Here is a 14477-nt window from a genome sequence, read left to right as displayed (position 1 = left end):
AATATGATACAATGAAGGCATAAGCCGGATCTTACAGGCTCAGAAAGGAGCTTTTGCACAATGATAAAAGGTGTTATTTTTGATATGGACGGGCTGATGTTCGACACCGAGCGCATCTGGGCCACCCTGTGGAAGCCCGCACTGGCCACACTGGGTCTTCCTTATAAGGAAGGGCTGGACGCTGCCGCGCGCGGCTCGGCAGGCGATTCCATGCGGGCCGTGCTGCGCCGCTTCTACGGCCCGGACTGCGACACCGATGCCATCATGGATGCCCTGCACGCGCAGGCGGAGACGGCCTTTCAGGCACCGCCGCCCAAAAAGCCGGGTCTGGATGAACTGATCGCCTATCTGGAAGCGCAGCACATTCCCATGGTGGTGGCTTCCTCCAGCCGGATGGCGTCCATCCTGCGGCACCTCAACAACTGGCACATGACCGATCACTTCAAGGCCCTTATTTCCGGCGAGCAGTTCACCTCGTCAAAGCCCGACCCGGAGATCTTCCTCACCGCGGCCAAGGCGCTGGGCACAGCCCCGGCTGAAACGCTGGTGCTGGAGGACAGCTACAACGGCGTGCGCGCCGGTGCGCGGGGCGGCTTTGTCACCGTGATGGTGCCGGACCTTGCCCCCGCCGACGACGAGATGCGCCGTCTGTACACCGCCGAGTGCAAAGACCTGCGCGAGGTGAAAAAGATGCTGGAGGAGGGGAAGCTTCTTTCCGAAGCCTGAAATATACAGTTGGTCTTTTACATTTTCACGCTAAGAAAAAGGGCACTGATTGCAATGCAATACAGCGCCCTACATCATCGGACATGGATAACACCCACCGTGCAGAAACCGTGCAGCCATGGCTTACAAAACAAAAAAGCCATGAAATCTTTCGGTTACAGCTTCCACGGTAGACATTCCTATGCGTTGGGACCCGCAGGCTAAGCAAAGCCGCACTGTGGCTTTGCTTGCGGCGCTGTGCGCCGCCGCCTTGTTCGAGCCCCTTCCATCGCACCAAGAAAAACCAGTACACAACGTGTACTGGTTTTTCTTGGTGCGATGGAAGGGACTCGAACCCCCGGCCTACTGATTCGTAGGAACCGAATAGCACATTTTGTCCATTTCATCATTCAACGTCAAATCGTCGTTTTGATCGAATCACAGTTATTTTTCCGTTGTTATTCTGTTGCATCCTTTGCATTGCTTGCACGCCTTTGCACCTGTTATCCATCCTTGCGATGTGCAGAAAATGTGCAAAAGTGTGCAGAGCCAAAATCAGCCCGGCAAAACAGGCTGTTTCGCACAGCCCCAAAAGCTGGATTTCAACGGTATTTATTGTGCAAAATCTTCCAGTTTTATCCAAACAACAATCTTACATGAGACACCGGTTCTATGGCAGGGTTTAGGACATCCGAACAGACACCGTTTGATATAGAAATGAGGTTCACCATGAATAAATTGCTTACCTGCCGCTATAACATGGACACCAACCAAGTGGAAGCCCGGTTTGAGGATGGCACCACTCTTGCCATCGACTGCATCGCCGTCGAGGATGAGTACGGCAACACCCCGGCACAGCGGGCAGAGCTGGACTGGCTGCTGTATAATAAGCCCTTGGAGTATGCACAGATGGTGCTGAGAGGGGAGATGAAGCGTTATCTTTCTCTCGGCTGCGACCACGGCAGGCCGGAGAATTGAGCCGCAGAAAACGCGCGGCAAAAATGCTAATCGCGCGGCGCGCGTTTTTCAGCGCAAATTCAGCGTAAATCAAACTTTCAGCGTAAAAGTCAGCGTAAATTTTCACTTCACGCTTTTGTACTTCGTTCCTCGGCCTACGCCATCAGGCTGCAAGATTCCGTCCTTGCACATCTGGTGCAGGATATAATAGGTTTGATTCTTATTAAACCCACACAGCTCTTGAGCTTTCTGATTCGTAATCGACGGCTTATGCTTCAGATATTCGAGAATCCGATCCTTTGCTTGAATCTGGCTGACCGTCTTATCCTGCACATAGGCCACATCGGTTTTCACCATTTCGTAGACCTTGAGGGACAGCATATAGGTCTTGCCGTTGAGTTCCAGAAGCACTTCGTCCCGGCAACCACACACAGAAATATTACTCCTGATATGGTAAAGCCCACAGACCGGATTTTATATCCAGCTTGTGGGCTTTGCTTATTTTCAGCTATCCTGTTTTACGCAAACATTGCATCTAGCTCTTTATCGGTAAACATTTTGGACTGCTTCAGCAAACTTTTAACGCACTCTCGGAATGCTTCTTTGTTCACCGTTTTCAACGCAGTATCCTTGTACACCAGCGTGATAACACAATGTAGCTGCTGGATAAGGTCAACGGCAGAGAGCTGTGCATAGGTGTTCCCATCTACAAGCTGTATCCGAACATCCCGGAAACGCGACCAATCCTGTCCGTACTGGCAGATGTACTGCTGAATCGTATTCCGCATGACATCTATGTTGCCAGATTCTATTGCCATCCGCGCCTGCTTGCATTTTTTCTCAGCCGTGTCAGCAATCGCGTGTGTCAGCTTTGCGGCTTTGACAACGCACTTTTCAAATTGCTCTACCTTATCAGCGTATTGCGATTGAATTTTGATGTACTGTAGTTGGTTGTTGTCCATAGCACAACCCTCCTTTCTGGTTGGTATTATTATACCACAATTTTCCAATTTTATCTACATGGATTTTCCGACAATTTCTCAAATAATTCGACGTAATATCACTTTATATTTGATTTCTGTTGTAAAAAATGGAGCGCACAGTTGTAAACTGTACGCCCCATTTTAGGTTATTTAGCGATTCTTGTCAGACTGCGAGAGAACGCTGCCTGCAAGAGTTTTGGTCGTGCTGCTGTATTTCGGGCTATTCAAAGCTGCCGATGCAACGCCTTCCATTTTCTTTCCCGTCTGATGACCGCTCTTTGCCAGCGCAACCGCACTTTTCACCGCAAGCTCTTTCCGCTGCCGGTAGTCCTTGCACTTCACCCACGACTTAAACTCCTGCCGGGTGCTTTCCCCTGCAGCAATCATTTTGCGGAGTGCTTGTTCGGTCATGATTGGGACCTCCCCTCTTTTTTATTGTGCTTTTCAGCTTCATCTAAATATTGCTGAATGGTTTTGGGTGATTTGAATATATAGTACGTTCCAGCCGTATCTTGAACAAAGAACGGAACTTTTTTATCTCTTGGATAATTACTCAAATTTTGAAGTTGCATTATAAACTTATCTTTTTTCCACGCGAAGGAAACGCATTGTTCTATATCTAGTTCTGCCGGGAGCTTAGTAATTCCTGCTGGTGTTGGCTCTTGAAGTATAACCCATTTATAACCATCTGGAAGTTTTATACCATAACTGCTGATAATGATTTTTCGGTTTCCAGTATTTACAACTTCGAGCGATACATACTGGCATTTATCTGCAAGTTCCAAAGAACCACCAAACGCATAAATTACGCTTTCATTAAACGTAATCTTAACCTTTTTGCGATTTTGATACCTTGTTTGCCAAAGTGCTATAATTGCGGCAAAAGCAGTGGCAATCGCACTTGCAGCTTGCCAAAACATTCCCCAATCAAACCCTGCTTCAACAGGTTTCATTTTCGTTCTCCCTGCATTTCAGAAATCCAGTTTATTTAATAATGCTCTTTTCGTAATACTTTTTCATTTAACGCATTGAAAATCATTCTTTCATTATTGGAACATCTTCCATTTTCCAGTCCTTCTTGAATATACCGTTTCATTTCTCCTGGTGTAATATATTCAGTCTTTTCTGATTCCATTAAATCATACGGAGCAAAGGCAATTTCATTCCAGCTTTTCATTGTGTATGTACGAAAGCAAGGGATGCACTTATCTTTGCAGAGTTTAACCAGCACCTTTCGTTTATCCAAGCTCATATTCTCGCCGATAATAATTCCAACCAATTCTGACACTTCATAATTCAAAAATCCGGCATCTTCATTTTGAATTAACCGCCATTCATTTTCATACGCCCAATCTTTATGCTTAAAACGGAGCGATTCTTCAATCGCTTCTGACGGTATGTCCTCGTCCATAAAATCCTCATCAGATAAGCTAAATGTAATATCCGTATAAATTATAGGCTCAATCTTTGAAAATGTCTTTTTTGTTGAATAAATCAAACAACAGCCAGAGTATCCACTAGCATAATGCGCCCACATAATCGGTGAATCAGGAATTGCAGAAACCGAAAGAATTCTATACCTATTTTGCCACTCTTCTATAATAGGGTGTACTTTTCCGCAATCAAAAGTATATCCAGCCCCCACACAATCCAAATACACTTGTAAGGCATTTGCTTCCATGGGGTCATTCAGCATAGAAGGCTTTGGCAAATGTGAAATCTTTGAATTATACGAAAAAGTCCTTGCAGTCAGACTCGAATCCGGCTATAACGGAGGTGGTCACTCGAACCAATGCCGTCAAGTCTCCGACCAACAGCCCTGAGACCACAAAGCTGGTGTACACAGTAAAGGAGGTCGCGCAGATGCTGGCCATCAGCCAGCGTGCCGCCTACAACCTGTGCAACAGCACCACCTAGTTCCGTGTCCTGCGGGCAGGCGGAAGCATCCGCATCCCGAAAGACATCTTCGATCCGTGGCTCCACCGGGCAGCTTGATAAGGAGGCAAATCTATGGCATATATCACGAAACGCGGCAGCTCCTATGGTGTCCGCTATACTTACCAAGACGAGCAGGGTAAAAACTGCAACAAATGGGAAAGTTTTTCTACAAAAGAGGAGGCAACAAATCGCAAAAAACAAATCGAACATGAACTTGCAAACGGAACGTTTCTGATTCCATCCACGGAGAAAGTGCATCGTTCCAGCTTTCCACCGGAATAGCCGCAAACAGAAAGTGGTGCGCACTCTGTGCAATAGCGGTAACCTCGCTTTCCATGCTTTGCAGCTCATGTTCACCGGTCATTTGGAGCAGTAGGTATTCTGCATGGGCTTCGCCGTAAATGCGGCAAGGTCTGTTCCCGATTTGCATTATCTGTGCAGTCACTGTAGCAGCCTCCTGACAAAATTTTGGTAAGCCCAGTATAGCAACTGAAAAATCATTTTGCAATTCGAAAGGCGTTCGCATTCGCAGCAAGCAGTGCAAGTTGGTACCAACTTGCGATTTTTGAATCGGATTTTTTAAAATCCAATTTCAAAATGCTTGTTGGGAAACCCCAAACCCTTTCAGATCTGCACCGTACCGATGCAGGCTGCGCGTTTTTACAAAACGCTTTTTGGTGCGCCGTAGAAGCGCGCAGCCATCACGGAAGCATGATAATTACAGGGTTTGAGGTTTCCCAATAAGTGCGCAGATGTATATACGTCTGCATTGCTTAAGAAAAAAGCCAAACCTCAAGCAGTACAGGATGTACGGTGAGATTTGGCTTTTTAACATCAGCTGGTTTTCTGATTTTCATTCATGATCCTTCTGGCTCGGCCGCACGTGGTGTCCTCAAAGGTTTCATCCTCGCTGAATCGCAGCCAATAGGGGGCTTCCATCAGGCAGGCATTGGTGCGCTTGACGATTTCCCAGGCGTTGTAGTCCGGCAGACCCAGCACCTGTGCAATCAGCGAGGCCATCACCTCAGAATACGGCTCATACCCAGCGGTTCCGGCCTCTGTAATGGAGTTGCCCCTGACCATGAAAAGCTGGTCGTCTACATGATGCCAACTGTATTATTAGCATATCCCATGCGCTGCAAGCGCCTCAGCTATACCATCATGGTCACGATCGGTAGTATGCCTGGGCAGATGCTTCTTCAGCAGCTCCGGTGCATTGCTCATCAGATAGCCGTGACCAACAAGCTCCAGCATTTCCACATCATTGTAGTTATCCCCAAAGGCAACAGCATCCTTCGGGGAGATATCCCGCAGGGCGCAGATCCTTTTCACGGCTTCTCCCTTGGTCGTTCCTCCGGGCATGATTTCCAGCAGAGCATTCGATGATTTGACAATTTCGTATTGCGGAAACTGAGCCTTCAATGTGGCTTCTATGGTGTCTGTCCAAGCGGGAGCACAGATGAACAGCAGCTTATGCACTTCATCGGCGATCATATCCGCGATCACGCCCTGCTGGGCGGTCGCCTTAACGATTCGCTCTTCCCGTTCAATGCGCGGATCCGTACGGTCCGGTGTGACCCACTGGTCAAACGAGTATGCACCCCATGCCATATCAAAGTGCTGCTGCGCCGTAAAGTCAAGGATTTTTGCTGCTTCTGCTCGGCTCATCCCGCGGTGATAGATGATCTGTCGCTCCTCGTTCAGTATCAGGCTTCCACTATAGGAAACAATACTACACCGCAGGCCGTATTTCCTCACAATGGGTTCGATGCCAGAAGGACTGCGCGCCGAGATAATAACGAATGGGATCTCCTTTTTTTGCAGGAGCTTCAAGGCCCGAAGCGTCCTTGGCGTGATCTCCTGACGAGAATCAAGCAGCGTTCCATCTACATCACTAAATACGATTTTAAGGTCGTCCATGATCGTTCTTTCCTGCGAAAGCATTATTAAAAATATCCGTTGTGTCGTCCGGCTCCTTATCTTGTTTGTTAGCTCTTCGCCACGCCGGTCTCGCGGGCAGCCTTTGCCACGGCATTTGCCACAGCCTCGGCCACGCGGGGGTCGAACGCGCCGGGGATGATGTTCTCCTCGCTGCGGTCAGCATCGGTGATGAGGTCCGCAATGGCGTAGGCAGCAGCCAGCTTCATCTCGTTGTTGATATCCCGGGCGCGGACGCTGAGCGCGCCCTTGAACAGGCCGGGGAAGCACAGCACGTTGTTGACCTGATTGGGGAAGTCGCTGCGGCCGGTAGCTATCACCCGCACGCCGCCCGCCTTGGCTTCGTCCGGCATGATCTCCGGGGTAGGGTTGGCCATGGCAAAGACGATGGCATCCTTGTTCATGGTCTTGCACAGTTCGGTGGTCAGGATGCCGGGGCGGGACACACCGATGAACACATCTGCGCCCTCCAGCGCTTCCTTCAGGCCGCCCTTGATCTGGCGGGGGTTGGTCACCTCGCCCAGCCAGTTCTTGTGCGCTTCGGCGCTGTTGCAGCCCTTGTACAGGGTGCCGAACTGATCCACTGCAATGATATCCTTCGCACCGGCGGTCATGAGCATCTTGATGATGGCAGTACCGGCAGCCCCGGGGCCGTTCAGCACGATGTGCACATCCTCCATCTTCTTGCCCACCACACGCAGGGCGTTGATGAGGGCAGCAGTGACCACGATGGCCGTGCCGTGCTGGTCATCGTGGAACACGGGGATGTCCAGCTCCCGCTCCAAGGTCTCCTCGATCTCAAAGCACTCGGGGCTCTTGATGTCCTCCAGATTGATGCCGCCAAAGGTGGGCGCGATGGCCTTGCAGGCAGCAATGACGCCGGCTGCATCGTGGGCGTCGATGCAGATGGGGAAGGCATCCACGCCGCCGAACTCCTTGAACAGCACGGCCTTGCCCTCCATGACTGGCAGACCGGCTTCCGGGCCGATATCGCCCAGACCCAGCACGGCGGTGCCGTTGGAAACGACTGCCACCATGTTGCCCTTGAAGGTGTACTTGTACACGTCCTCCGGGTTTTCCTTGATCCTGCGGCAGGGCTCGGCCACACCGGGGGTGTAGGCGGTGGACAGGTCGTCACGGGTGGCGACCTCCACCTTGCTCACGATGCCCACCTTTCCCTTATGGGTCTCGTGCATTTCCAGAGCTGCTTTATTGTAATCCATTTGAATTTTCTCCTATTGGTTCAAAACTCATTTTTCCAAGGACTTTCATCGCTGTAATCGTGGGAAATATAATCGTAAATATAGCCGATCTCACTGTCCGGCAGGTTGATGCGGTACTGCTCGGCAATGTTGGCAAAGCAGCGCCGCGCCAGTGCCACAAAGTCCCGGTGCTCTTCACAGAAGCGTTCCAGCTCACGGTAGCTCTTGATTTCCTCTTTTTTCACCAGCCGTTCGATCAGACAACTGATGTGCAGGTTCAGCCCCACCACTGTCTTGGGCTGGAAGTGGGAGCCAAGCGCCCGCTGCATCTCCTCCAGCATACCTGCCACCAGAGAGAGCACCCGGGAAGCGTTCAGGATGGTGAGCGATTCCACCACATTCTCCAGCGAGAACTGGTTGACCAGATTCTGCTTGAAGTGCTCGAACTCTTCCTCGGTCAGATAGCCGCTGAGACCGCTCTTGATCTTATCCAGTCCGCGTTGGGTGATGATGTCCTCCACGGCCACCACCGGGAAATCCGCCGGGCCAAGCTCCATGGTGGACGCTGCAAACAGCACGTTGCAGGTGTCCCAGTGGCCATTCTGACGCAGCTGCTCATAGGTCTGCACATCGTAGCACAAAAAGCGCGCGTTTACCTTCGTGTTCAGATGATTCAGGCTGTGCATGAACAGCTCGCTCACCTTTGCAGCGACGTTGCTGCCGCTCTCGCTCACAAACAGAATCACATCCTCTTTGCGGGCTTTTTCCAAGATCTTATAGCGGATCTGCGAAGCATTTTTGGCATTTTCCAGAACCTCTGCCAGCGGCATCCCGTCCAGAATATGGCTGCCCACCGAAAGTGCCATCGCTGTGGAAACATTGTTGATGATTCCGAGGTTGACATTCGGCAGGTCGTCCAGAAGCTCGGTGATGTTTTCCAGTGAGCCGAGGTCTACCAGGATCAGCACATCGCGGTTCTCGTTGAAATAAAGGATCTTTTTGACCTGACTGACGATCTCGCTGACCGGCACATCATAGGGCATATCGATGGCGTTGAACAGATACTTATGCAGCATCTTGTTGCACACGTCTGCAATGCTGCTGGCCGTAGCGTAACCGTGGCAGATAATGAACGCCTGCACTGGCAGTTTGTTGCCGGGGCGGTGCAGCACCTCCACAAAGGCGCTGATCATCAGGATGCCGATGGACGAGAAATGCACATCGGTGGTGTTCTGCACCATCAGCAGCAGATCACTTGCCACCGCAAAACTGTAGGGCGCATCCCGCCGGACAGCCTCGGTCAGGTCTGCCACCAGCTGCTGCATCTCGGCGCTGTCCTCCGGCAAGGCATCATCGAACACATTGCCGAAATACACCCACCGCGCCAGCATCAGGATAAAGCTGTTGGGGAAGCCGACGCCGTACAGCTCATGGATGCGCTCCGAGATGCGCAGCATTCCCTGTTCGATGCCCTTGATGCGCTCATCTGCGATCTTGTTCTGGAACAGGATATAGTTGTTGTACTCCTCCAGCCGGTGCACCATGCGGGTGCAGAATCCGGCACATTCCAGACTGCCCTGTAAATACAGCCGCCCCTGCTCCCGGATCTCCTCCAGCAGACGATGCTCCTTTTCAAAGCCGCAGTCCTCCCGCAGGTCGTCCAGTGTCAGCGGGCGGTTCTGCGCACCGGCCTCCGGCAGCAGCAGGCAGCTCTCAAACACGGCATCCGGCAGCACCGGCAGACCGATGCAGATGCCGCCGTCCCGGCTGCGGGAGTATGCATTGGTGCAGCTGGTACGGATGACCTGCTCCAGCTGACCCACGTTCCGCTCATACGGATACTGCATCAGCATCTGGTATGCCTGACTTGTCACCTGTACGCTGCGGCCGATGCGCTGCTCCTCCTGCATCAGAAAACGATAGATGAGCCGTTTTTTCTCCAGCAGCGACCGGCTGCGCAGCGGCAGAAGCTCTGCCTGCACCGGCACACTGTTCTTGAGCGAGGGCGGCACCGTCTGCACACCGAAGATCAGGCGCGGATACTTCGCGCCCAGCTCCGGCAGCACTGCCGTTAAAAAGCGCACCGCCTCGGCCTGCACACTGCTCTCCAGCTGGTCAAAGCCGTGCAGGTACAAAAAATCGCTGCCGGTGCCAGCCTCCAGCCTGCGTTTGAACGAAGCGGCAAAGCCGGTGCCGCCCGGCTCTGCTGCGCCCCACATAGCGCAGTCCAGCTCTGTAAAGCGGCTCTCTGCCGGCACGACCTGCTTTTCCTTCGCATATTCCCAGGTCTTACCAGCCAGCAGCCGCTTGCCGGTGCCCTTTTCGCCCGCCAGCACCAGCGGCAGACCGGTAGGCGGATACTCCACCGCCACGCGGCATTTTTCCACGGTGGATTTCAGGCTGAGGTGATAGCCGATGACTCCCGCAAAGCAGCTGTCCGCACGGCGGCCATGGTTCAGATCCTGCTGCAGAAACTGCAGATCCTCATATTCAGCATCCAGCGTCTGAACGTTGAATTTCCGGCTCAGCGTCTCCCGCAGGAAATAATAGACCGGCCGGGTATTGATCTTGACCATCCAGCCCTCTTTGAAAAACTCGTTCAGGTACTGGCTCACCGTGTTGCGGCTGATGTGCAGCACCGTACCCATTTCCTGCGTGGTAAACGGCTGCAGCACCTCAAAGTTCACCTGTCCGGTCTGCTGTTCCAGATAGTTGTACAGCTCCTGCTGGGTCGGATTCAGCTTCTGCAGATTTGCCATTGTCACCCTTGCTCCTGTTGTTTTTGTATGCTCAGCCCTTGTTCAAAAAGGGTACTACCAGCTCCGACCACACATCGTCGAAGAATTTTTTACTGTCCAGCGCCTGCACCGTGACCACCACCTTGCTCTTGGGCACCACTACGATGTACTGACCATACCTACCGTCTGCGCGGTAGGATTCGTCGTCCGGGTTCGTCCAGAAGAAATAGCCGTAGCCGTGCTTGGGGGCATTGACCGGGTACTGGTTTTTTTCTGCCTCATGCAAATATGCGGGGTCCAGAAGCTGCTCGCCGTTCCAGCAACCGTCGTGCAGCAGGAACTGCCCGATGCGGGACATCTCGTCAATGCTCAAAAACAGGCCGTACGCTCCGGCAGAATGTCCCATGGGGCAGGTGAGCCAGTCCGGGTTGCCGATGCCCAGCTTATCAAAAAAGCGGGGCGTCATATAGTCTTTCAGCGTACAGCCTGCGACGCGCTCCACGATGCAGCTGCACATATAAGTATTGAAATTGTTGTACTCAAACCGGGTGCCCGGCTCATACGGGAACGCATTGCGCAGGAAATAATCCTGCCAATCCTTGCATTGCAGGCGCTGGGCATCGTTCCAAAAAAACATCTTGTCCTTGGAGCCGCACCCCATCTTCAACAGATCCCGCACCGTCATCTTCCGTAAGTTGGGTGCAAGCGTTGCCGGGTCGTATTCCGGGTAGAATTTCAGCACCGGATCATCCAGCTTCAACAGCCCCTCCTGCACGGCAAGGCCCACACCGATGGAGGTGACGCTCTTGCTTACCGAATACGCGTGCAGGCGGGTAGGCTTGTCCAGACGGGCATAGCTCTCTTCCAGCGTATCATTGCGCCATGCCTGCACAAAGTTGATGACGATATCCTTCTGCTTCATTTTCGCAATAAATTCTTCAGTACAGTTCATTGTAGCCTCCTGATAAGTTAGAAAGCGGATGTCAACCCACGCTCCCATCCGCTTTCCATTTTACTATAAAATTGTCGTCTTGAAAAGTTCTGCTCAGAAAACGCCGATGGCGGTGAGCAGCACGCTGACCACGATGATGCCAAGCAGGATCGTGTTGGGCTTCGTGCCCTTCTTGAGCAGCCTGTAGACACCCAGTGTGGTGAACAGAGAGAGCATCTTGGGCATGATGCCGTTGATGACATCGATCAGCTTGATGGCACTGTCGCCGCTGCCAATGGCAATGACCGGGTTGATGCTGACCATGGAGGCCGACATGCCGCCGATGACCAGCAGGCCGATGATGGATGCCGCGGTAAAGATCTTTTCGGTCAGACCCAGTTCCTCAAAGCGGTTCAGCGCCTTCATGCCGGAGTTGTAGCCCCAGTGGCAACCGAAGTAGCGCACCAGCACGTTGGGGATGTTGAACAGCAGCAGGAACAGGAACGGCGCAAACAGGTTGCCCGTAAGTGCCAGCGAGCAGGCGATGCCGCCGGCCAGCGGACGCAGGGTGCCCCAGAACACCGAGTCGCCGATGCCGGCCAGAGGGCCCATCAGACCGGCCTTGATCGAGTTGATGGTGTTGGGGTCAAAGTCCTCCTGCGTGGCGTTCTCCTCCTCCATGGCCGCTGCAATGCCGAAGATAAAGGGGCAGAGCATGGGCGTGGTGTTGAAGAACTCAGCGTGACGCTGTAGCGCCTCGCCCAGCTCCTTCTTGTCCGGATACAGCTTCCGCAGGATCGGGGACAGCGCATACTGCGCACCCTGGTTCATCTGACGCTCGTAGTTAAAGGATGCATTGACCGTAAAGGATCTCCAGAAAACCTTGTTGATATCGCTCTTGGTGAGCAGCTTTTTCTCGTTATTAGAAGTCATCGTCAGCACCTCCGTCAACCACAGCAGTATTGTTCGGCTTGTTCTGGTCGTTGACCAGCATCAGAGCTACAATGATCACGCCCAGCAGTGCGATGCCCAGCACGGGAACATTGAGGTATGCAGCCAGCAGGAAGCCCAGCAGGAAATACGGAGCCACCTTGGGGCTGATAAGGATCTTGCCCAGCATGGCAAAGCCCAGAGCAGGCAGGATGCCGGCAGCCACGGAAATACCGCGGATGATGAATGCGGGGATGATAGCCAGGAAGCCCTGCACAGCGTCGCTGCCGCAGTAGAAGCAGATGGCGATGCCCAGAGACATGACGATATCGTAGGAAAGGAAGCTGATCATGTGCATGGCATCCACGCCTGCGGCGTTGCCCTCTGCAGCATACTTATCAGACTTATGCAGGAACCAGCTGCGGGCGGTCAGATAATAGGTGTTCTTGATCAGCAGAGCCACCGTAGCAATGGGCAGTGCCAGTGCAAGAGCTGCCTCGGTGCCGTTGCCGGAAACGATGGCCAGCGCCGTACCCAGAATGCCGCCTGCGGTGATCTCCGGCGGCACGGCTGCACCGATGGTCACATTGCCCATGAAGGCCAGCTCCAGCGTAGCGCCCACGGCCAGACCCGCGTTCACATCGCCCAGCACCAGACCGACCAGCGGGCCCATCACGATGGGACGCTGGATCATGGAGTTGCCAACGCCGCATTCCAGAAAACCGATAAAGGAAACCAGCGCGATCAATAATGTCTTTACAAGCATGTTGTTCTCCTCCTGTTCTTAATGGATCAGGTCAATATCTTTTTGGAGTCGCTGGGCACTGCCTGGATAGACACCTCAATGCCCTCCGCAACGGCCTCGTGCAGCAGCTTCTCCTCTTCGTCCGATACATAGACCATATGAGACAGTGCGTGGCGGTCCGGCGTAGACTTTGTGCCGCCCAGATTGATGCTCTTGATCTGGGTGGTCTCCCGCGCCAGACGCACCGCATCCTTGACATTGCCGGTCACGATCATCAGGCTGTACTTGTCGGTCTTGCCTTCATTGATGGCCGCGATGGAATCCTCCACGGTCTTGATGACAAGCTTGGCATTGTTGGGCTTGCCCAGACGCAGCGCAGCCTTGCGCACATCATCGGTAGCGGCAGCATCGTTTGCGATCAGGATGCAGTTGGGATTCAGCTGGCTACACCAGCTGAAAACCACCTGACCATGCAGCAGACGATGGTCGACGCGCAGCAGTTGGATCATAAAAATTTGCCTCCTTTTTAAAAGTCTTCTTCTTTACTGACGAACTCCGGCTGTTGAATGGATGCCTGCGCCTCTGCGATGCTGGTTTTTACCAGCTCGTCCAGCGGTAGCTCCTCCTCGGTCAGCAGAGTTGCGACCAGTGTCAAATTCATTCCAGTGATCACGCGCACACCCGGCTGTGCCGCAAAGACGACGGCCTCCTTGTTCACGCTGCCGCCCAGCACATCCGTAACGATGACGCATTCTCCGTCTGCCTGACGGAGCATCGCCTCCAGTGTGTCATGGACATTGCACTCCGGCGTTGTGTAGGCATCGAACGCCTTGAGCGCCTCCTGTTCTCCCAGGATCATCTCCACCGTGTTCTTCATGCCGGATGCCAAATGTCCGTGTGACGCTAGGATTACAGTTCTCATATGCATCCCTCCTTGTGCTTGCAGTATACACCCTGCATAGTTTTTATTTCATTGTGACAGTCTTTTTGGTAATTAAATCCCGCGCTTTCGACACTGTTCGTGCTCTCCTCGACACTGCTGCGATAAAACCGTGCATACAAGCACCGGTTTCCATCAAATTTCCCAGAATATAAGTCCTACTATCACTGCTTTACTGCAATAAAATTTGCAAAACCATCTTGACGCTCGCCGCATTCCGTGATACCCTTTATCGCAAATCCCACCGAGCTTGTCGGGGCAATGCCCCTCCATCTTGCTTGCGCAAGACCGCTCTGCCGCTTAAAAGCCCCACTGGGGCTTTCATTGCTACGCAAACGCGGTCTTGTAGAAAAGTACAGAACGGCGAGGATTTATTCCCCATGAAGATTTTTACCGCTCCGCAACACACCCGATCTATTTTGCCGCCGTTTCACCCGACAAAATCATCGCTGCGCTGCGTGGGCGGTATT

Annotated in this window: 17 protein-coding genes and 1 pseudogene; 4 read left to right on the top strand and 14 right to left on the bottom strand. The window is 52.7% G+C overall.

The annotated features are described in order from the left end of the window. Window positions 1-60 precede the first annotated feature (60 nt). Window positions 61-726, top strand: a complete 666-nt coding sequence (locus DXA66_RS05655; protein ID WP_118527446.1) for an HAD family phosphatase — start codon at window positions 61-63, stop codon at window positions 724-726. A 708-nt stretch (window positions 727-1434) separates the two neighbouring features. After that, complete coding sequence (locus DXA66_RS05645) at window positions 1435-1683, top strand: DUF6061 family protein (protein ID WP_118527444.1); 249 nt, start codon at window positions 1435-1437, stop codon at window positions 1681-1683. A gap of 102 nt (window positions 1684-1785) precedes the next feature. Here DXA66_RS05645 and DXA66_RS05640 read toward each other — a convergent pair whose 3' ends face one another. The 5 genes from DXA66_RS05640 to DXA66_RS05620 all read right to left on the bottom strand — a co-directional run bounded on the left by DXA66_RS05640 (window position 1786) and on the right by DXA66_RS05620 (window position 4326). Continuing rightward, entirely contained in the window at window positions 1786-2094 is a 309-nt protein-coding gene (locus DXA66_RS05640; protein WP_118527442.1) for a hypothetical protein, read from the bottom strand. An 86-nt stretch (window positions 2095-2180) separates the two neighbouring features. Continuing rightward, complete coding sequence (locus tag DXA66_RS05635; protein ID WP_118527440.1) at window positions 2181-2624, bottom strand: hypothetical protein; 444 nt, start codon at window positions 2622-2624, stop codon at window positions 2181-2183. 171 nt (window positions 2625-2795) lie between these two features. Then, window positions 2796-3056: a hypothetical protein gene (locus DXA66_RS05630; RefSeq protein ID WP_118527438.1), complete on the bottom strand. Its 261-nt coding sequence runs from the start codon at window positions 3054-3056 to the stop codon at window positions 2796-2798. Further along, the gene (locus DXA66_RS05625) at window positions 3053-3598 is read right to left on the bottom strand and encodes a hypothetical protein (RefSeq protein ID WP_118527436.1); all 546 of its coding nucleotides are present in this window, start codon (window positions 3596-3598) and stop codon (window positions 3053-3055) included. Before DXA66_RS05625 ends, DXA66_RS05630 begins: the two co-directional genes overlap by 4 nt. Before the next feature lie 35 nt (window positions 3599-3633). Then, window positions 3634-4326, bottom strand: a complete 693-nt coding sequence (locus DXA66_RS05620) for a DUF2971 domain-containing protein (RefSeq protein ID WP_158576322.1) — start codon at window positions 4324-4326, stop codon at window positions 3634-3636. 23 nt (window positions 4327-4349) lie between these two features. Here DXA66_RS05620 and DXA66_RS05615 point away from each other — a divergent pair. After that, a pseudogene (locus tag DXA66_RS05615) lies at window positions 4350-4640 on the top strand (helix-turn-helix domain-containing protein). A gap of 15 nt (window positions 4641-4655) precedes the next feature. Continuing rightward, entirely contained in the window at window positions 4656-4865 is a 210-nt protein-coding gene (locus DXA66_RS05610) for an Arm DNA-binding domain-containing protein (protein ID WP_243089040.1), read from the top strand. Window positions 4866-5417: 552 nt separating this feature from the next. Here DXA66_RS05610 and DXA66_RS05600 read toward each other — a convergent pair. The 9 genes from DXA66_RS05600 to DXA66_RS05560 all read right to left on the bottom strand — a co-directional run bounded on the left by DXA66_RS05600 (window position 5418) and on the right by DXA66_RS05560 (window position 13989). Further along, entirely contained in the window at window positions 5418-5666 is a 249-nt protein-coding gene (locus tag DXA66_RS05600; RefSeq protein ID WP_118527432.1) for a hypothetical protein, read from the bottom strand. 36 nt (window positions 5667-5702) lie between these two features. After that, window positions 5703-6503 carry a Cof-type HAD-IIB family hydrolase gene (locus DXA66_RS05595; protein WP_158576320.1) on the bottom strand — a complete coding sequence of 267 codons (801 nt, stop codon included), beginning with the start codon at window positions 6501-6503 and terminating at the stop codon, window positions 5703-5705. Between the two features lie 68 nt (window positions 6504-6571). Beyond that, window positions 6572-7744 carry an NADP-dependent malic enzyme gene (locus DXA66_RS05590; protein WP_118527430.1) on the bottom strand — a complete coding sequence of 391 codons (1173 nt, stop codon included), beginning with the start codon at window positions 7742-7744 and terminating at the stop codon, window positions 6572-6574. 20 nt (window positions 7745-7764) lie between these two features. Continuing rightward, on the bottom strand, window positions 7765-10482 hold the full coding sequence (locus tag DXA66_RS05585) for a PRD domain-containing protein (protein WP_118527428.1): 2718 nt from the start codon (window positions 10480-10482) through the stop codon (window positions 7765-7767). A 31-nt stretch (window positions 10483-10513) separates the two neighbouring features. Beyond that, window positions 10514-11413 carry a serine hydrolase gene (locus DXA66_RS05580; RefSeq protein WP_158576318.1) on the bottom strand — a complete coding sequence of 300 codons (900 nt, stop codon included), beginning with the start codon at window positions 11411-11413 and terminating at the stop codon, window positions 10514-10516. 93 nt (window positions 11414-11506) lie between these two features. Then, window positions 11507-12325, bottom strand: a complete 819-nt coding sequence (locus tag DXA66_RS05575; RefSeq protein WP_118527424.1) for a PTS system mannose/fructose/sorbose family transporter subunit IID — start codon at window positions 12323-12325, stop codon at window positions 11507-11509. Next, a complete protein-coding gene (locus tag DXA66_RS05570) occupies window positions 12315-13088 on the bottom strand; it encodes a PTS sugar transporter subunit IIC (RefSeq protein ID WP_118527422.1) in 774 nt (257 codons plus the stop codon). Before DXA66_RS05570 ends, DXA66_RS05575 begins: the two co-directional genes overlap by 11 nt. Window positions 13089-13114: 26 nt before the next feature. Further along, a complete protein-coding gene (locus DXA66_RS05565; RefSeq protein WP_118527420.1) occupies window positions 13115-13576 on the bottom strand; it encodes a PTS sugar transporter subunit IIB in 462 nt (153 codons plus the stop codon). A 17-nt stretch (window positions 13577-13593) separates the two neighbouring features. Next, the gene (locus DXA66_RS05560; protein WP_158576317.1) at window positions 13594-13989 is read right to left on the bottom strand and encodes a PTS sugar transporter subunit IIA; all 396 of its coding nucleotides are present in this window, start codon (window positions 13987-13989) and stop codon (window positions 13594-13596) included. Between the last annotated feature and the right edge of the window lie 488 nt (window positions 13990-14477).

Source organism: Faecalibacterium sp. OF03-6AC, from assembly GCF_003478175.1.
Classification (GTDB): Bacteria; Bacillota; Clostridia; order Oscillospirales; family Ruminococcaceae; genus Faecalibacterium; species Faecalibacterium taiwanense.
Note: the sequence above shows the minus strand (reverse complement) of the source record. Positions and strands in the feature narration are given on the sequence as shown.